Raw genomic sequence first — 18,288 nt, forward strand, 5'->3', positions numbered from 1 at the left:
CCCAGCGCCTCATTAATAAATCATTTCTTTATCATTATAATTAACCACTAATCAAATGCTATCGGTATTAGTTTAAAAAAAACAAAGCGCTACAAAAATGTAGCGCTTTCATTACTTATAGGTTGTTTGTTTAAACTAAAACGCGTTATTAAAAAAAGCCAAGCGGATCTTCGCTGTAACTTACTAGCAAGTTTTTAGTTTGTTGGTAATGATCAAGCGCGAGTTTGTGAGTTTCGCGGCCTATACCAGACTTTTTATACCCGCCAAACGCTGCATGTGCTGGGTACATATGGTAACAATTAGTCCATACACGACCTGCTTCTATTTTGCGACCAAAGTGATAAGCACGATTCATATTACGGCTCCATACCCCTGCGCCTAAACCAAATTCTGAGCTGTTAGCCAGTTCAAGTGCTTCGGCTTCGTCTTTAAAGGTCGACATTGAAATAACGGGGCCAAAAATTTCTTCTTGGAACACGCGCATGTCATTACGTCCTTTTAATAGTGTAGGTTGAATGTAATACCCGCCGTTTAGCTCGTCGCTTAATTGCTCAACATGGCCGCCAGTTAATACTTCAGCACCTTCTTCTTTACCAATTTCAATGTAGCTTAAAATTTTATCAAACTGCGCTTTAGAGGCTTGTGCGCCTACCATGGTTTCACTATCAAGCGGGTTGCCACGTTTAATTTGTTTAGTACGTTTTAAAATACGTTCTATAAATTGCTCATAAATATCTTCTTGAATGAACAAGCGTGATGGACAAGTACATACTTCACCTTGGTTAAAGTAGGCAAGAATGGCACCCTCAATTGCCTTATCTAAATATGAGTCGTCTTTTTCCATAACATCGCTAAAGAAGATATTAGGCGATTTCCCCCCAAGCTCGACCGTTGAAGGAATAATATTCTCGGCTGCACATTTTAAAATATGTGAGCCCACAGGAGTTGAGCCTGTAAAGGCAATTTTAGCAATGCGCGTACTAGTTGCCAGTGCTTCACCAGCTTCTTTACCAAAGCCGTTTACCACATTTAAAACACCCCCTGGCAGTAAATCGCCAATAATTTCCATCAACACTAAGATTGAGGCGGGTGTTTGCTCGGCGGGTTTTAATATTACACAGTTACCTGCTGCAAGTGCAGGCGCTAATTTCCATGCGGCCATTAATAATGGGAAGTTCCACGGAATAATTTGCCCTACAACGCCTAGAGGCTCATGAAAATGATACGCCACCGTAGTTTCGTCTATCTCGCCAATACTGCCCTCTTGAGCACGCAAACAACCGGCAAAGTAACGAAAGTGATCGGCGGCCAGTGGAATATCAGCGGCAAGGGTTTCACGAATCGCTTTGCCGTTATCCCATGTTTCGGCCACTGCAAGTAGCTCCAAGTTTTGTTCAATACGGTCGGCAATTTTTAATAGTATATTGCTGCGCTCGGCGACTGAGGTAGTGCCCCACTGGGTTTTTACTGCATGGGCTTTGTCGAGTGCAAGGTTTATGTCGTCTTTATCTGAGCGCGGTACTTTACAAAATACCTTGCCATTAACTGGGCTTATATTATCAAAATACTGGCCGTTGACTGGGGCAACCCACTCGCCGCCAATGTAATTACCATACTGCTGTTTAAATGTGACGAGTGCGTCTGGTGAACCTGGGTTTGCGTAAATCATATGTGTGTTCTCTTGTTGTTGTTAGCTAAAAGTCTAAGCCGAAATTTGTTAGAGTAATGTAGCAACTTGCTTTATATTTAATCGGTATTGATTGACATTAGACCATTAAGCGCTTAAAAACTTGCTTAGCTGTCCAAAAAAGTTGTCTGTGAGTCCACATTAAAAACGCTCTATAACGATTGAAAAAAGGCTGAACATGCACACATCTCAGTTAAATAAAAAACGCCAACAACTTGATGTACTGATTGAAAACAAAGTGACCTTTGCTGCCGATAACTCTGAGCTAAGTATTTACGATACCTATAAAAGTGCGCAAAAAGTGGCGTTGCATTCTAACGAATTACTGTTTTGCGCTATGCTCAGTGGTAAAAAAATAATGCATGTTGAGAGCAGTCAATACCACAAAGCGTTTTTACCACATGAATCGTTTGTATTAGCACCCGAGCAAAGCGTGCTGATTGATTTCCCACAGGCAACTATCAACTCACCTACCACCTGTTTGGCGATTGAAATTAGCACCGATAAAATAACCAATGTGGCTAATGCGCTTAATATGCAGCAAAGCTTTGCTAGTGATACCTTGTTTGAATACACCCCTAATTTAGTGCATACCCAACATAATACGCAAACTCAGCAGTTATTAGAGCGCATGGTGCATTTATTTAGTGAGCAAGGCGCTGAGCGACACTACTTAATTGATTTATCGTTAAACGAATTGATCACCCGTTTATTACAACAGCAAAGCCGTGATTTATTGCTGGCCAACTGTGACAAGCTGCGCCTAAAAAGTAACGTAAGTGATGCACTGCATTATATTGAAGAGCATTTAAGCGACACACTCGACATCGATACCTTATGCAAAATAACCTGTATGAGCCGTAGTAAGTTTTACCAGCAATTTAAACTTGCTTTTGGTACTAGCCCTGCACTTTGGCAGCAACAACTTAGGCTTAAAAAAGCCCGCACGCTTTTATTAGAAGGCCAAGCTATAAGCAAAGTGTGCTACGACCTTGGCTTTAATAGCGCCAGTCATTTTAGTCGTTTATTTAAGCAAACTTTTGGTATTGCACCAAAAGCGTGTCGCCACTAACCTAACACAACAGTTTTTGTTATATTAAACAGCCTAATATGCTAGATTGTTTGCAATGTTGTAAGTAGTAATGAGTCACCGATGAGTAAACCCACCCGCTGGACATTAAAGAGTATTGCCAAAGAATTAGGTGTGTCTAATGCTACGGTATCAAATGCGTTTAATCGCCCGGATCAACTCTCTGCTAAACGCCGCGAAGCCATACTTAAAGCGTGCAAAGAGCTGGGGTATTATGGCCCTAATAAAGCGGCTCAGTCTTTGCGAAGTGGCACGTTTAATATTGTTGCATTAGTCCTTCCTGATAGCGTGGAATACATGGTATCAGACCCTGTTGCGAGCAGTTTTATGCGGGGAGTAACCTCGGTACTTGAAAAAAACAATATTAATGTTTTATTGTTTTCAGGCAATAGTGACAACCTCAACAGCGTTGTTGATTTTGTCGATGGTTTTATTTGTTATGGTCGCCCGCGCAATAAAGCACTAGTAGAGCAACTAAAAACAGTCTCCAAACATGTGGTGACGGTTGATTTTGACATTGCCCGTAACGCCTCAATTAATGTTAATAACGAGCAAGCCAGTTATGAAATAGCCAAACATGTTTTACATAATCAAGATGATAAAGTGGCTATATTAGGCTTAAGATTACTTGATGAAAATGTATTGTGCCGGGTATACGAACATCACGAATTTGAAACTGGCCAATCTATTTCGCATCAACGTTTGCGTGGTTATCAACGCGCCTTAAGTGAGGCTAATATAACGGTTGCCGACGACCGCATTTGGAATATTCCTGAAAGCAGTGAGCGCTTTGCAAATATTGCCGCAAAAGAGGTATTAACAGCCTCCCCTCGCCCTAACGTGATTATATGCATGAGCGATTTAATTGCCCTTGCCACCATGCGAGAAGCCATAAAACAAGGGATAAAAATAGGCAGTGAGCTGCGTATTGTGGGGTTTGATGGCATAGAAGAAGCCGCTCGTTTTGTACCTCGCCTTACTACAATTCATCAAAATAGCCAAGAAAAGGGCGTTATGGCTGCTAACTTATTTATTTCTAAAGAAGAAAAACAATATGAAGTAGGTTACGCACTCGATATTGGTGCAAGTAGCTAAGCACTGTTAATAAAGCAAATAAAAAAGCCAAACAGAGGCTGCTTGGCTTTTGATTTTCAACAAATAAAGCTATTTAAGCCAATAAACTTTGTAAGTTTAGAGTGCTTTCTTGAGTGCCATTAACCTGCGAAATAAGTGCAATACGGCTTGCAAAGTCAATCCTCAATGAAATTGATTGTTGTTCAAGCTTCCACATTAAACAACAAACACTTGCGCCGCCTTGAGCCGAAAATTCACCTGCAAATGCGGGATGTTCATTACGCATTTTAATTAGCTCTATGAGCCCTTTTACTACCGGTTTATTAAGGGCTTGCTCTATTTTAGCCGCGTTCAAATATGGGCGATTTATATCACGGCCAACATTGGTTTTTGCTAACAGTTCCATATCGTTTTCACAGGCAAATAAGCCGCCGTAATAAACTTGCGGTACACCTGGCGCAAAAAATTGAATTGCGCGCGACAGCAAATAGTCAAAATCATTAGCGCCTAATGCATTGTAATAAGTACAGTTTACTTGATATAAATCGACATTACTGGCAGCCGCGCCTGTTGCCTGGCGGCTTTGATTGTTACTATTTGCATGCATGGTTTCTACTAGGTTATCAATTTGCTCTGCATTTAATAAGCCTGGTTTTTCACCCATTGGGCCTGCATCAATAATGCCTATGCCATCATGGGTGTCTAGCACAGTTAAACAGTTACGCGGCGATATTTTTAGCCATTTGAGTAATGCATCCGCATTGTTATTAAACAAGCTATGTAGAATAAGTGGTGGCAACGCAAAGTCGTAAACCATATTAACGCGCTTAGCTACATCTACTTGTGTTTGATAATGGCTATGAATTTCTGCAATGGTTTCCATGCCTAAATCGTTGGCTTGCTTTGATAAGTTATCTAAGTAGCCAAACGTTTCATCTAGCATAAAACAATTAGTACCCGCCTGCTTAATGGCATAACCCGCTGCATCTAAACGAATAATATTAACGTTGTTAGCAGAGAACTTAGTAAGTACATTATTTAAATACGTAATTCCCGCCTCTACTTTTACGTTTATATCAATTTGATTGTCGGTAAAAGTGGTCCAAAAATCATACGTTTGACCATCACCGCATTTCATTGGTGTAAAACAACTGCCTGGGCGTGGACGGTAAATAGCTTGCTGCTCAGCCTCGCTCATGCCATTGGGAAACACGTCTTCTTTGGTTAAAAATAAATCCCAAAATGCTGACGCTTTACCTTTAGCCAGTACATCTTGAAACTGAAAAGATTGCGCCGACACATGATTCACTATTAGATCAGCCATTAAATCATGGTCTTTACCGAGTGCCTTTATGTCGTCCCAAGTACCGATTCGAGAATCAACTTCACTATGATCAATCGGGTCAAAGCCTGCATCGCTGCCATCAATTGGGTTATAAAATGGCAATAAGTGCACACCACCAAAAACGCCCTCTAATGGGCCATGTAAAAGAGTGGTAAGTGCATTTATATCTTGGCCAGTAATTCGATCAGCGTATGTGATCAATTGAACTTTATTCTTCATCATTGTGTGATTACCATGTTGAAACTTAATCGATTAAGATATATCTTTAACTAGCACGTACGAATTTACAAGTTATTTTTATAAATTTTACATACAAATATCGTGGCGACATTAATACTATAATCAGTAACTGACTGACTTACTGAGTGTTAAGAACGCATTTAACGAGGAAAGCACATGACAAAATCACACACACACGTAAGCAGCGATCCGTTGCAACAAATTCGCTGGCTCACATATATGATGTTTTTTATGTTTGCCATGACCTCCGATGCCGTTGGCATGATCATTCCCGAGCTCATAACTGAATTTGGTTTAAGCATGACCCAAGCCAGCGCATTCCACTATGCGCCTATGGCACTCATTGCCTTTAGCGGATTATTTTTAGGCTTTTTAGCCGATAGCCTCGGGCGTAAAAAAACGATTATGCTTGGGTTATTAATATTTTCTGCGAGTTGCTTTTTATTCGCCATTAGTAGCAGCTTTATATTTTTTGTTTTTTTGCTTTGCTGTATTGGTTTAGCTATTGGCTTATTTAAAACCGGCGCTTTGGCGTTATTAGGCGATATTTCTCATAGCAACGCAGAGCACACTAAAACCATGAACAAAGTAGAAGGCTTTTTTGGTATTGGTGCCATTGTTGGACCTGCACTTGTTGGTGTATTACTGGTACAAAATGTAAGTTGGACTTATTTATATATTATTGCCGGCATTATGTGCTTAATTTTAGCGTTTTTAGCGTGGCGTGCAGAGTATCCGAGCGTTGTTAAAAGTACTGAAAAGCCCGCTTCACTTGCTACTACCATGAAAATGATTAAAAACCCCTACGCGCTTGGCTTTTCGCTCGCCATTGCGCTTTATGTTGCAACCGAGGTTGCCATTTACGTATGGATGCCGACGCTGTTAAAAGACTACACAGGCTCTTGGCCCCTTTTGGCAACCTATGCACTCACCATATTTTTTATACTGCGTGCCGCAGGGCGTTTTATTGCTGTGTGGTTATTAAACCGCTATAGCTGGCAAGGTGTTATGGCTTACTTAAGTTTAGGTATTGCACTGTGTTATGTGGGTACTTTAGTCGGTGGCGTTGATTGGGCTGTTGGTTTATTGCCGCTTTCAGGGTTATTTATGTCGATGGTTTACCCGACCTTAAACTCCAAAGGAATATCGTGCTTCCCGGTACAACAACATGGCGCAGTTGCTGGGGTTATATTATTTTTCACTGCACTTTCAGCCGCATTAGCGCCTTTATTTATGGGTATGATCAGCGATTACTTTGGTCATGTACGTTATGGTTTTTACCTTGCAACCGGCTTTGCCATTATTTTATTTTTAGCGATGCTGTTTAACTATCTACGTGACCCATCAGCCTGCGCTTTACAAGAGAGCAACCTAATAACTGAGTAAATCAACAAATTGGGGGCTAAAAAAACACTATATAAATCAATAGATGAGTAAAAAAACAGCAAATAAAGAATAAAATAATTTGCTTATTGTAAAAGATTTGTTATTTTTACTTAATCGATTAAGTAAAAATAACAAACCCCTTCGGGCTCACAAAACGAGGCGTTCACATGACAACACACAACACACCTTTATATTTAATGAGTGCTTTAGCGCTGGCTGTAAGCCAAGGCGTTTATGCACAACAAGAAGAGCAAAACACACAAGCGCAAGCTAACAAAGGTCTTGAGACTATCGTTGTAACCGGTGTACCACGTCGTACAACCATTATGGCATCAAGCTCATCAGTGAGCAGTTTATCGCTTGCTCAAGTTGAAGTATCTACACCGCGTTCAACTGCTGAAGCGTTTAGAATTATTCCGGGCGTACGTTCAGAATCAACCGGCGGTGAAGGTAACGCAAACATTGCTGTACGCGGCTTACCTGTGGCCTCTGGTGGTGCTAAGTTTTTACAATTACAAGAAGACGGTTTACCCGTTATGCAATACGGTGATATTGCTTTTGGTAACGCTGATATATTTATGCGCCTAGATAATACCGTACAAACTATCGAATCAATTCGTGGTGGTTCGGCCTCGACTGCAGCAAGTAATGCACCGGGCGGCATAATTAACTTTATTTCTAAAAATGGTGAAAACGAATCAGGCAGTGTTTCTACAACACTGGGCCTTGATTACGACACTATTCGTACAGACTTTGAATACGGCACTTACCTTAGTGATAGCGTACGTTTTCATGTAGGTGGTTTTGTGCGCCAAGGTGAAGGCCCGCGTGAAACAGGTTACACATCAAATAAAGGTGGGCAAATTAAAGCCAACCTTACCAAAGACTTTGAAAACGGTTACGTGCGTCTTTATTACAAACATTTAGATGACAAAAGCGTGGGTTACTTACCAATGCCAATGTATGCAAATGGTGACTCAATCCCAGGGTTTGACGCACAATCAGATACCCCACACTCCGCATTATTTACTAAAACAGTGCGTTTAAATGGCGAAAATCAAATTAGTAGCGGCGATATTCGCGATGGCATGAACCCGCAAGTTGACTCAGTGGGTTTTGAAGCCGTATTTGACTTAGATAACGATTGGCGTATTGAAAACCGTTTTCGTAAATCCTCTGTTAGCGGTAACTTTAATTCACTTATTCCTGCTGAAGTAGGCAGCGCGACTGCTATTGCACAAAGTATTGGCGGCGCAGGTGCAACGCTTAGTAATGCCAATACCGGAGCTGCATTTAATGACGATTTAGCCATGCGTATTCATACGTTTGACGTCACAATGAACGACTTTGACTCTATTGTGAACGACTTCAAACTAACTAAATCACTAAGCGATGATACAAGCGTTACATTTGGTTACTATGCTTCAACGCAAAATATTGCTATGTCATGGTTATGGAACTCTTACCTAATGGAGCTTAAGGGCGATAATGCGGCGCTACTAAATGTAACAGCTGCTGATGGTACAGCGTTTTCTGAAAATGGTTTATATGCATACGGAACGCCTTTTTGGGGTAACTGTTGTCAGCGTGATTACGATACAGAATACGATACCCGCGCCCCGTACGTTTCATTTTCAACAAAAGTGGGTGATGTAAGTATTGACGCAAGTGCTCGTTACGATAGTGGTGAAGCACGCGGTAATTACGCAGGTGCAGTAACCTCTACAGTTGATATGAATCGCGATGGAGTGATTTCAGTTCCTGAACAAAATGTAGCAGGCATTGATACCGCAAATGCTAGCCCAGTAAATTACGATTGGGATTATGCATCCTATTCAATTGGGGCTAACTACCAAATAGATTCAAGCCTTGCGACATTTGCAAGACTGAGTAAAGGTGGCCGCGCAAATGCTGACCGACTTTTATTTGGTAAAGTACGCGCTGACGGTTCGGTTGCTGATGAAGATGCCGTTGATGAAGTAAACCAGTATGAATTTGGGGTTAAAAAACGTTTTGATTCACTTTCAGTTTTCGCAACAGCGTTTTATGCAGAAACAGAAGAGCAAAACTTTGAAGCAACATCGCAAACCTTTTTTGACCGTGAATACGAAGCAAAAGGGATTGAAATTGAATCAACTTACTTCATCGATGCATGGGATTTTCGTGGTAACTTAACATGGACAGATGCAGAAATTGCTAAGGATGCGCTTACTCCTGAAGTGGTAGGTAATACGCCACGCCGCCAAGCTGATTTAATCTACTCTTTAATGGCTCGTTATAGCTTTGATAAAGGTGCTGCCGGTGTCAACTTTATTGGTACTACTGATGCTTACGCTCAAGACAATAACGACCTTAAATTTGACGGTTACACTCAAGTAAATGGCTTTGTAAGTTACGATTTATCTGAAAACCTTAATATTGCACTTAATGTAAATAACTTATTCGATACGGTAGGTATTACAGAAGCTGAAGAAGGCTCAATTCCAGATAATAACATTATTCGCGCCCGTACTATTAATGGCCGCACAACATCAATAACGCTTAAATACGCGTTTAACTAACCATCTTTAGTGTAACAAGCGCTGAAGCTATGTTTTTCAGCGATTGTTACACTAACTTTAATTAGTTTTAATAATTCTCCCTTGAATTTTGACCTAGCTCTGCTGGGTTTTTTAGGATTTACACTATGACCAAATTACTTAGCCTCGGCGAGCTACTTATTGATATGCTGCCACAAGATTCTCAAAACAGTGCTTATTTGCCCATTGCAGGAGGTGCCCCTGCCAATGTAGCGGTAGGTTATGCAAAGTTAGGCGGCAAGGCTGCTTTTTGTGGCGGTATGGGTGATGACTACTTTGCTAAACAATTAAGTAAATCGCTTGCGCAATATAAAGTAAGTACAGAGTACTTATTTACGATTAAAGACTCTCAAACGGCCGTGGTTATTGTGAGTTTAGATGAAAAAGGTGAACGCAGCTTTAATTTTTATCGCCACAATACCGCCGATTTACTGTTAACGAGTGATCACTTAAGCCATATCAAATGGGATGAATTGAGTACCCTACACTTTTGTTCCAACACGTTAACCAATCCAGCCATTGCAAACACCACCGTGTGTGCTTTAAAGCTGGCTAAAAACAACCATAAACTCGTTAGCTTTGATGTAAATTTACGCTATAGCTTGTGGCAAAATAGCAATGACATTGAACACAATGTACATGCGTGTTATGCCTATTGCGACATTGTTAAGCTATCGCGTGATGAGCTGAACTTTTTAGCTGAGCAAACACAGCAATCACCTGATGATTACTTACAGTCTATTTTAAATATAGGTGTAAAATTGGTATTTTTAACCGATGGCCCTGCACCGGCAATGGTTTACCATAAAGGGTTTATATTAAATGAATCGGCGCCAATCATTAATGCTGTGGATACTACCAGTGCCGGTGATGCGTTTATTGCAGGCGTGTTATATTATTTAAATCACACCGATGAAAATAGCTCGCTTATCGAAAAAATTAATAATGAGCACCTAGTAAAACACGCTTTAAGTTTTGGTTTGCGTTGTGGCTCTAAAGCCTGCTTAGCCAAGGGGGCATTTCCCGCATTACCTACACTTCAAGAGGTATAATACCAATCCGCAATAATACTTAATTATTTTACGAGGCTAAACGTGTCGCTATCTGCGTTAAAAAATTCTCATTTAGAACAACTAAATAGCAAATTTTTTGCCTAGCTATCAACACGTTTTTCCAGCCTCAAAATAGATCACTTAATTAAACGAATTGGTATAAATACTTTAAAAATAAAGGCCGATTATGGCCTTTATTTAAGCATCCGCTTCTTCATCATTACTTTTTAACCATTCTAAAGCCACAGTGGCGTTCTCAAAATATTGAATTTCACCTGATACAAACCAACTGCCTAATTTAGCGATGGTTGATTGCCAGTCTTTGTTGCCGTATATGGCTATTTTTTTAAACTCTTTGTTGTGTTTTAAGCCAAGTTTTAAATCATCCCATGCGGCTCTAAGTTCCCAGCCATCAAGCTCAGTACCATCTATGAGTACATTAACAATAGGATGTTTAACTTCGCCAAGCGCAGAGTCAATCATCGGCGTGATCACCTCATAATCTTTGTGAGTGAGTGTACCTATAGCTTTTAAGGTTAAAAAAAACTCGCAACCAGAGCGCTCAATACCAATAGATAAGCCGTGTGTTAAATTTACCATAACCCGAACTCCACAATAATATGAGCATCAAGTATAGGTGATAGCTTATTAACCAATAGTGAAGTAGATCAAAAAACAGGCACATCACTTTTATTGTGCCCATTTTAATTAAATGCTTAATTATGCATTTTTAAGCCGTGCTATTTGATTTTCAACATCTGTTAAATGACCGATTTTAAGCCACACTCTGGCTCCTTCACTACCTGCTGTTGCTTTAATTTCGCTGTTAGGCGGCACTCTTAACCAGCTGTGCTGTACTAATGTATCGCCTTGCTCTTCAAGCGAGCCTTCAAGAACTAAAAGCTCGCCCCCACCTAAGGCGTTTAACGATATTTCACTGTTAGGTGCAAATGCTAAAATACTCACCTCTTCAAAGGCATCTTTATAAAGAGAAACTACATTTACATTACTAAACTCAGGGTGAGGAACGCTGCACATGGTATTAGTTTGCAAGCGAACATGCTCTCTATCCTCTGGCTGAAACTGCCATAATTTCACAAATATCACGCACCCGTTTTCAGAGCTTGGTGTATGTTTTGACTCAGGCGGATTACGAATATAAGAGCCCTTGGGGAAATCACCATGTTCATCTTGAAAAACACCTTCAAGCACAATAAATTCTTCACCGCCGGTATGTGTATGGGCAGAAAAATGGCTGTTTGGCGCATAACGTACAATGCTGGTTGCGCGTGCAACCTCATTGCCCACTCTATCAAGTGGACGCCTATCAACACCCGCCATCGGTGAGGCTATCCATTCTAACGATTCGCTATGTACAACAACACGTTCGCTAAAATCAGCTGCAATTTTCATATTTGACTCCATATCTAAGCGGCAATACTTGGACGCTGAGCGACCTTTTCTTGCCATGCTATTAAATGTGATAGCTCACTAGGAATAGCTATTTTTGCAAAGCCTGCAAACACCAGACCGGCGTACAAAGTAATATCTGCAACACTGAAATTCTCACCAGCAACATAAGCAGAGTTAGCTAATACGCTATTAAAATAAACAAAGCCTTGGCGCGCTTTTTCACCTTGCTTTTCTCCCCAAGCAACATTTTGATAGGTTTCAAGCGCTGGGCCTAAACCATCCGTTGCATGATGAAAGTAAGTAGCGACAGCATCAAGAACCATTGACTCCGCACGCTTTTGCATCATATTAATCACCGCGCGTTCTTTTGCCTCAACACCTGTTAATGAAGGGCCAGCAAAAGCGGTATCAATATATTCAGTAATCGCGGTGCATTCTGCGATGAACGTTCCATCATCTAGCTCTAAAACAGGTACGCCTGCTAAGGGGTTTTTAGCTAAAAAAGCCTCAGTACGGTGCTCACCATTTAATAAATCGACAGCAACAAACTCTACTTTATCAGTCGCCTTTTTTTCAGCAAGCGCAATACGGACACGTAATGGATTAGGAAAGTTTTCTACATCATAAATTTTCATAATTATCTCTTTATATTTTTAATCACAGTTTGAGCTAATACTGGCAAGAATAAATTACCTACCTACTGGTAGGTAATTTATATTAAGATCTCGACCTTTGCAAACTAAAAATAAAAGAGCTTGAAAATAACTACCTACTGGTTGATAATTTTTTGCAGCGATATGAAGGAAGTTTAAAATGACAAAAAAAGCAGCCCTGTTAAAAGCAGCAGAAAACAAAGTTAGACTTGGTGGCTATAGCAATTTTAGCTTTAGAGAGTTGGCCAATGAAATTGGTATTAAAAGTGCCAGTGTACATTATCACTTTCCAACTAAAGCTGATTTAGGTGCAGAGCTTGCGCATCAATATACCGATGCCTTTATCGCTGTACTTGGTGAACCAGAGGCACACAAAGCAAACGGTAAAAACCCTATTGATATTTACACTCAGTTATTTAGAAATGCACTGGTGATTGATAAAAAAATGTGTTTATGTGGCTTGCTCGGCGCAGAAAGCGACAGCCTACCTGATAAAGTGCGGGTTGAAGTTCAGCGGTTTTTTAATAAAAATTTAGCCTGGTTAACCCAAGCACACGCTGTGAATGGTGAAGAAAACCCTGCTCGCGCGGCAATACAAACAGTGAGCTTATTAGAGGGTGCGATGATGATTAGTAAAACCCTAGATGATATCAGCTACTTCGAACAAGCCACTTTTTAGCGATTGGTGATCAAGTATAAAAAAAGCGAGCCTTCATAAGGCTCGCTTTTACATTTTTGAGATTACGATTTATTAAGCCGTACGCACTTTATGCTTTGAATGCACAACAGCTAATACAATAAACCCTATAACAGCCACCGCTGCACCAATCGGTTTACCTAAATCACTTGATAAGTTTAACCCTATTGCCGCGGTCATTATGTATGACAAGGTCACTGCTGTAGCGATTACTGCTGGTATACTAGTGATCCAGTGGAATGTACCACGGTCAAATAAGTACTTGGTCGCAAGCCACAACACACTGGTAGAAAGCAGCATATTTGAGAATGCGAAGTAGCGCCAAATCACAGAGAAATCGAGCTTAGTCATAAAGTAGGCAATGGTTAAAATAGGGATTGCTAGCAATAAACGATTACGTAAACTTTGCGAAATACTAAACGCATCAACCACGGTCAAGCGCAGTGAACGAAACGCCGTATCGCCTGAGGTAATAGGGAAAACAGCAACAGCAATAATTGCCATAATACCGCCAAATACACCTAAGTAGCTGTTTGCAATATGGTTAACCACTAAACCTGGACCGCCTAAATCAAGCATAGCTTTTAAACCCGCATAGCCTTCAGGGAAGGCAGCAATACCCGCTAATGCCCATACACAACCTACAATGCCTTCACACATCATCGCACCATAATAAACTGGGCGTACGTATTTTTCGTTGGTTAAACAACGGGCAATAATAGGTGCTTGCGTTGAGTGAAAACCACTAATAGCACCACAGGTAATGGTTATAAATAGCAGCGGCCAAGTGGGCAGTCCATCAGGATTTGGTGCTAAGAAGTCATGAGCGTGATCAGCCTCAAAGTATGCTAAAAAGTCGCCCGCTACTGGTAAATGCGGTGCGTTTATTAGCAGTGATACCGCAATAGCTACTGTCATTACAATCATTAACAAACCAAAAATAGGGTAAAACTTAGTGATGATTTTATCAATGGGTAATAACGTGGCTAAAAAGTAGTAAGCTAAAATGGCCAAAACCCAAAAGGTATTATTTGCAAATATTGTATCCTTAAATATATCAAGGTTACTTAATAATCCTGCCGGGCTCATAATAAATACAACACCAACAAAAAATAGTAGCATCGCAGTAAAAATAAGCATAAAGCCTTTAAATACAACGTTGTAGTAGTGCCCTGCTATTTCCGGTAAGCTTTTACCGTCTTCTTTTATACTCATTACTCCTGAGAAGAAGTCGTGTACAGCGCCACCCAAAACATTACCAAGCACAATCCATACAAGCGCAACCGGACCATATAATGCACCCAATATTGGGCCAAATATGGGGCCTACGCCTGCTATATTTAAAAATTGAATCAAAAATGCACGAACAGGGTGAATTGCAACGTAATCAACACCTTCGCTAAAGCGTTTTTGTGGTGTGTCGACCGTTGAATCCATGCCCGCTTGCTTTTCAACAAACGGGCTATAAAACTTATAGCCTAATATTAAAATAGTTAGGCAAATAAAAAAGATGATCATAAAGCACGCTTCTCTTTTTGTATGTGTGTATAGGGCCAAGTATTGCAGCCCAAATTTTAAAATAACAATTGAACGTAGCATATGAAAAAGCACGCAACAATGAGACGTTTGGCTAATGCTCTGGCAAAATCAAATTTATTTAAAAAAATAAAACTAAGTAACAGCATAAGTTACTTATAAAAAAACGTTAAAAGTGCTTATATTGCGACTAAAATCTATACGCCAATTTACAACAATAGCTACACCTGAATGATTAATTAGCCTACGATAAACATTATTACTACTTTTAATGTACTGCCGTTGGCCTACAGGATGCCCTCAATGACACAGTTTACTACGCCCGATTTATACGATGAACATCGCGACCATGTGCAAGTCGCTGACAGTGGCTTGCAACACTTTGGTAATAAAACTCTCTTTTATGGTCAAGTAGTGACCGTCACCTGCCCAGACGATAACTCGTTTGCTGGTAAAATATTACATGAAAATGGTGACGGCAAAGTGTTAGTTGTTGATGGTTTTGCCAGTAAGCGTTTTGCCTTCATTGGCGATATGATTGCAGAGCGAGCCCTAAAAAATGGCTGGCAAGGCATTATTATTAATGGTTGCTGCCGCGATATTGAAATTCTTGCCACGCTTGATTTACCCGTGATGGCGCTAGGCGCTACGCCGCGCTGCACCACTAAGCGCGGTTTAGGTGCCAAAGATCACCCGGTTAATATGTTAAACACCACAATTAATACCGGTGATTGGGTGTATGCTGATGTCAATGGATTAATTATTAGTAATAAAGCCTTGTTTTGAACAATCAAAGTGACTGTTCGCGATAAAAAAAAGCAGCTCGAAAGCTGCTTTTTATAAAATCAAACAATAAGGTTTTACATTAAAGTGCTAACCATACATCGGTTACGCCTGGCTCGTTCCCTTGAGTCCACCATTTAGCTTGGTACTTATTACCTTGATAAGAAACTTCATCACCACTGTTATAAATAGCCGTTGGCTGCCAAACTTCGACACCCGTACCATCTGTAGGCTGTGTTGTTGCCTCCCACGCACCACCTAAATCAGGACGCTCGCCTTGAGTCCACCACTTTGCTTTATATTCAACGCCGTTATAAATGACGACATCGCCACCAACGTATGCAACACTCGCATCCCAATCTCCTGTTGGTGGAGTGGTAGTATCACCATTTGTCACTGTTACGCTAAAGCTTTGTGTTGTAGTTAATTCGCCATCACTGACTGCAACTGAAACAGTGAAGTTTGTATCTGTATCTACAGCGCCTGCCTCAATACTTACATTTGCACCGCTGCCCACTAACGTTAAGCCTGTTGGTACTGTCCACGTATATGTAAGCGCATCGTTTTGTGCATCGTTTGCAACTACAGCAACACTTGCTGATGCGCCTTCTTCAACACTAACATTAGCAATTGCATTAACACTCGGTGCTGTATTTTCGCCGCCTGATGTTGGCGCAATAACATTAACAACAACATCACGATTTACTGTTGCTTGACCATCTGATACTGCAACGGTTGCAACATACTGTGTATCTGCAGTTACTGTTGGCGCGGTAATAACCAGTGATGATGTATTTTGTCCAGATACTACTAGCGCGCTATCAGCACTCCAGCTAAAGCTCAGTGAATCGTTATCTGCATCGGTTGCAGAAGCCGTTACTGTGATGCTCTCTCCTGAATTAACAGACACAGATGAAGACACTGAAACAACCGGTTTTTTATTACTTGGCGGCGCAACTACCCCTCCTAAACCATCATGCATAGCATTTAGAATATCACCATTATCAGCATCTATTTCCCATGCAAATAAACCACCTAAATTATACTGATTAACATACGCACCCTTGGCCAGTACTGACTTACGGCTATCATAAGTAATTAGTTTACCGGTTGAGCGATTCCATACATAAGCGGCTTGCGCTTGCTCATCATAACCCACTTCAAAACCATTAATACCGGTGCCCGCCGCACCAATCATATTGGCTTTAACGCCTTTGTAATCAATAACACCATCTTCCCATACGCCTTGTGCCGTAGAGCCTTTTAACGGGCCATTACCAGGGGCGGTCATTGGGTTACCATCAATTGCTGCATTTTGCGGGTAAACACCTTCCCAACCACGGCCATACATGGCTGTGCCGACGACGATTTTTTTCGATGGTACATTTTGCGCAAGTAACAGCTGTACTGCATTATCGGTGGTATAAGCAGGGCCTTTACGAGGTTCGCCATTTTCATCAAGCCCAGTGCCATTACATTGACCAACACTCATATGCTCGCCACAGTAAAGTGCAGTTTGATGACCGGTTACGTTACTCCATGCGCCATAAAAGTCATAGGTCATGGCAAAAATGTAATCCATGTACTGGCTTGCGGCTTGATAATCTACATCTTCAATTTTATCGTAACCAGCACCAATGGCTGAGGTTAACTCGTAAGTACGACCCGTTTCTGCTTCTAGTTTATCAAGCATAGCGCGCAGCTCTTGCATAAGCGCCACATAGGCTGGGCCATCGTTAATTGGATCGCCAATATCAGGATTGGGGCCGTCACCACCTGGGAATTCCCAGTCAATATCTACACCGTCATAAAATTTCCAGGTTCTTAAAAACTCTTCCATTGAGGCAACAAAGGTGTCGCGGTTTGCTTTATTGGTAAAGCCACCAAATGGGTCTGATAACGTCCAACCACCTACTGATGGTAAAATTTTAATATCTGGGTAACGCTGTTTTAGTGCCATTAACTGCGAGTAAGTACCACGAATGGGATCTTTAGCATCAACCCCTGGCAATGCTTTTTGTACTGCGGCCCATGGGTCGTGAATAACCACTTCGTAATCTGCAGAGCCTGCACAGGCTGTTTCCAGTGCGCGCTTAGGACCGCCAGTTAACGACGCATTTTCCCCACAAATTGGAATGAAGCCATACAAAATATGACTCAGGTTTTGTGCTGGCATATTCGTTACATCGTAATCACGGCCATAGATCCCCCACTCAACAAAGTAAGCGCCCGTCACTAAATTTTGCTTAACGCCAATATCACGGTTATTTGGGTCAACATCCATAGGTAATGGTGCTAAATGTCCGCCGTCAGTGTCAGCAATTACAATTGGCTTACCCGCACTTCTCGCACAGGTCGTGCCGCCTTCACATAGTTCAACATACATTGTATGGCGGCCTGCTTTATCATAAGGAAATGAAATAGTGCCACTTTTAGAACCAGCAGCAAGCGTGCCCTCATTTACTAGCATGTCATCAAAGTACACTTTATAGCTATCGCCGCCATCACCGCTCCACGCACTCCATTCAATGTTGATATTAACTTGCTCAACACGGGTAACCAGCTGTTTGTAAGAGCCGTTTCCCTCAAGGTCTACCTCAACAAACGAATATTGCTGTGGCTCCCAATTAATACTTGGTGTAGAAGGCGCTGCCGATACAGAACCGGCAAATAGTGCAACACCCATAGCTGCGGTTAATTGTTTAATATTCATATTTCTCTCTTATCTATTTTTAATGTGATTATTTTGGTTT

The 18,288-nt window shown here is 41.1% G+C and carries 14 protein-coding genes; 7 read left to right on the forward strand and 7 right to left on the reverse strand.

Annotation, left to right across the window (positions count from 1 at the left end):
* Positions 1 to 148: 148 nt before the first annotated feature.
* Positions 149 to 1,669 carry an acetaldehyde dehydrogenase ExaC gene (exaC, locus tag N523_RS0102660; RefSeq protein WP_016900596.1) on the reverse strand — a complete coding sequence of 507 codons (1,521 nt, stop codon included), beginning with the start codon at positions 1,667 to 1,669 and terminating at the stop codon, positions 149 to 151.
* Positions 1,670 to 1,865: 196 nt separating this feature from the next.
* On the opposite strand from exaC, the gene N523_RS0102665 reads away from it, so the two are divergent.
* Positions 1,866 to 2,759 carry an AraC family transcriptional regulator gene (locus N523_RS0102665; RefSeq protein ID WP_028834200.1) on the forward strand — a complete coding sequence of 298 codons (894 nt, stop codon included), beginning with the start codon at positions 1,866 to 1,868 and terminating at the stop codon, positions 2,757 to 2,759.
* Between the two features lie 81 nt (positions 2,760 to 2,840).
* Entirely contained in the window at positions 2,841 to 3,872 is a 1,032-nt protein-coding gene (locus N523_RS0102670; RefSeq protein ID WP_016900594.1) for a LacI family DNA-binding transcriptional regulator, read from the forward strand.
* A 73-nt stretch (positions 3,873 to 3,945) separates the two neighbouring features.
* Here N523_RS0102670 and gtfA read toward each other — a convergent pair whose 3' ends face one another.
* A complete protein-coding gene (gene gtfA / locus N523_RS0102675; protein WP_028834201.1) occupies positions 3,946 to 5,418 on the reverse strand; it encodes a sucrose phosphorylase in 1,473 nt (490 codons plus the stop codon).
* A 174-nt stretch (positions 5,419 to 5,592) separates the two neighbouring features.
* Between gtfA and N523_RS0102680 the strand changes: the two genes are divergently transcribed.
* The 3 genes from N523_RS0102680 (at position 5,593) to N523_RS0102690 (ending at position 10,453) form a co-directional block, all read left to right on the forward strand.
* A complete protein-coding gene (locus tag N523_RS0102680; RefSeq protein ID WP_028834202.1) occupies positions 5,593 to 6,822 on the forward strand; it encodes an MFS transporter in 1,230 nt (409 codons plus the stop codon).
* Between the two features lie 167 nt (positions 6,823 to 6,989).
* Positions 6,990 to 9,383, forward strand: a complete 2,394-nt coding sequence (locus N523_RS0102685; protein ID WP_013463014.1) for a TonB-dependent siderophore receptor — start codon at positions 6,990 to 6,992, stop codon at positions 9,381 to 9,383.
* A gap of 125 nt (positions 9,384 to 9,508) precedes the next feature.
* The gene (locus tag N523_RS0102690) at positions 9,509 to 10,453 is read left to right on the forward strand and encodes a carbohydrate kinase family protein (RefSeq protein ID WP_028834203.1); all 945 of its coding nucleotides are present in this window, start codon (positions 9,509 to 9,511) and stop codon (positions 10,451 to 10,453) included.
* A 198-nt stretch (positions 10,454 to 10,651) separates the two neighbouring features.
* On the opposite strand, the gene N523_RS0102695 is transcribed toward N523_RS0102690, so the two are convergent.
* The 3 genes from N523_RS0102695 to N523_RS0102705 all read right to left on the reverse strand — a co-directional run bounded on the left by N523_RS0102695 (position 10,652) and on the right by N523_RS0102705 (position 12,501).
* Positions 10,652 to 11,053 carry an STAS/SEC14 domain-containing protein gene (locus tag N523_RS0102695; RefSeq protein ID WP_028834204.1) on the reverse strand — a complete coding sequence of 134 codons (402 nt, stop codon included), beginning with the start codon at positions 11,051 to 11,053 and terminating at the stop codon, positions 10,652 to 10,654.
* Positions 11,054 to 11,173: 120 nt separating this feature from the next.
* Complete coding sequence (locus N523_RS0102700) at positions 11,174 to 11,866, reverse strand: cupin domain-containing protein (protein ID WP_028834205.1); 693 nt, start codon at positions 11,864 to 11,866, stop codon at positions 11,174 to 11,176.
* A gap of 14 nt (positions 11,867 to 11,880) precedes the next feature.
* A complete protein-coding gene (locus N523_RS0102705; protein ID WP_028834206.1) occupies positions 11,881 to 12,501 on the reverse strand; it encodes a glutathione S-transferase in 621 nt (206 codons plus the stop codon).
* Positions 12,502 to 12,679: 178 nt separating this feature from the next.
* Between N523_RS0102705 and N523_RS0102710 the strand changes: the two genes are divergently transcribed.
* Complete coding sequence (locus tag N523_RS0102710; RefSeq protein WP_028834207.1) at positions 12,680 to 13,198, forward strand: TetR/AcrR family transcriptional regulator; 519 nt, start codon at positions 12,680 to 12,682, stop codon at positions 13,196 to 13,198.
* A gap of 72 nt (positions 13,199 to 13,270) precedes the next feature.
* Here N523_RS0102710 and N523_RS0102715 read toward each other — a convergent pair whose 3' ends face one another.
* A complete protein-coding gene (locus tag N523_RS0102715) occupies positions 13,271 to 14,734 on the reverse strand; it encodes a carbon starvation CstA family protein (RefSeq protein ID WP_028834208.1) in 1,464 nt (487 codons plus the stop codon).
* Between the two features lie 321 nt (positions 14,735 to 15,055).
* On the opposite strand from N523_RS0102715, the gene N523_RS0102720 reads away from it, so the two are divergent.
* On the forward strand, positions 15,056 to 15,538 hold the full coding sequence (locus tag N523_RS0102720) for a putative 4-hydroxy-4-methyl-2-oxoglutarate aldolase (protein WP_028834209.1): 483 nt from the start codon (positions 15,056 to 15,058) through the stop codon (positions 15,536 to 15,538).
* 79 nt (positions 15,539 to 15,617) lie between these two features.
* On the opposite strand, the gene N523_RS0102725 is transcribed toward N523_RS0102720, so the two are convergent.
* A complete protein-coding gene (locus tag N523_RS0102725) occupies positions 15,618 to 18,248 on the reverse strand; it encodes a glycosyl hydrolase family 18 protein (protein ID WP_028834210.1) in 2,631 nt (876 codons plus the stop codon).
* Positions 18,249 to 18,288: the final 40 nt, after the last annotated feature.

Source organism: Pseudoalteromonas sp. 23_GOM-1509m (genome assembly GCF_000518425.1).
In the GTDB taxonomy this organism is placed as follows: Bacteria; Pseudomonadota; Gammaproteobacteria; order Enterobacterales; family Alteromonadaceae; genus Pseudoalteromonas; species Pseudoalteromonas tetraodonis.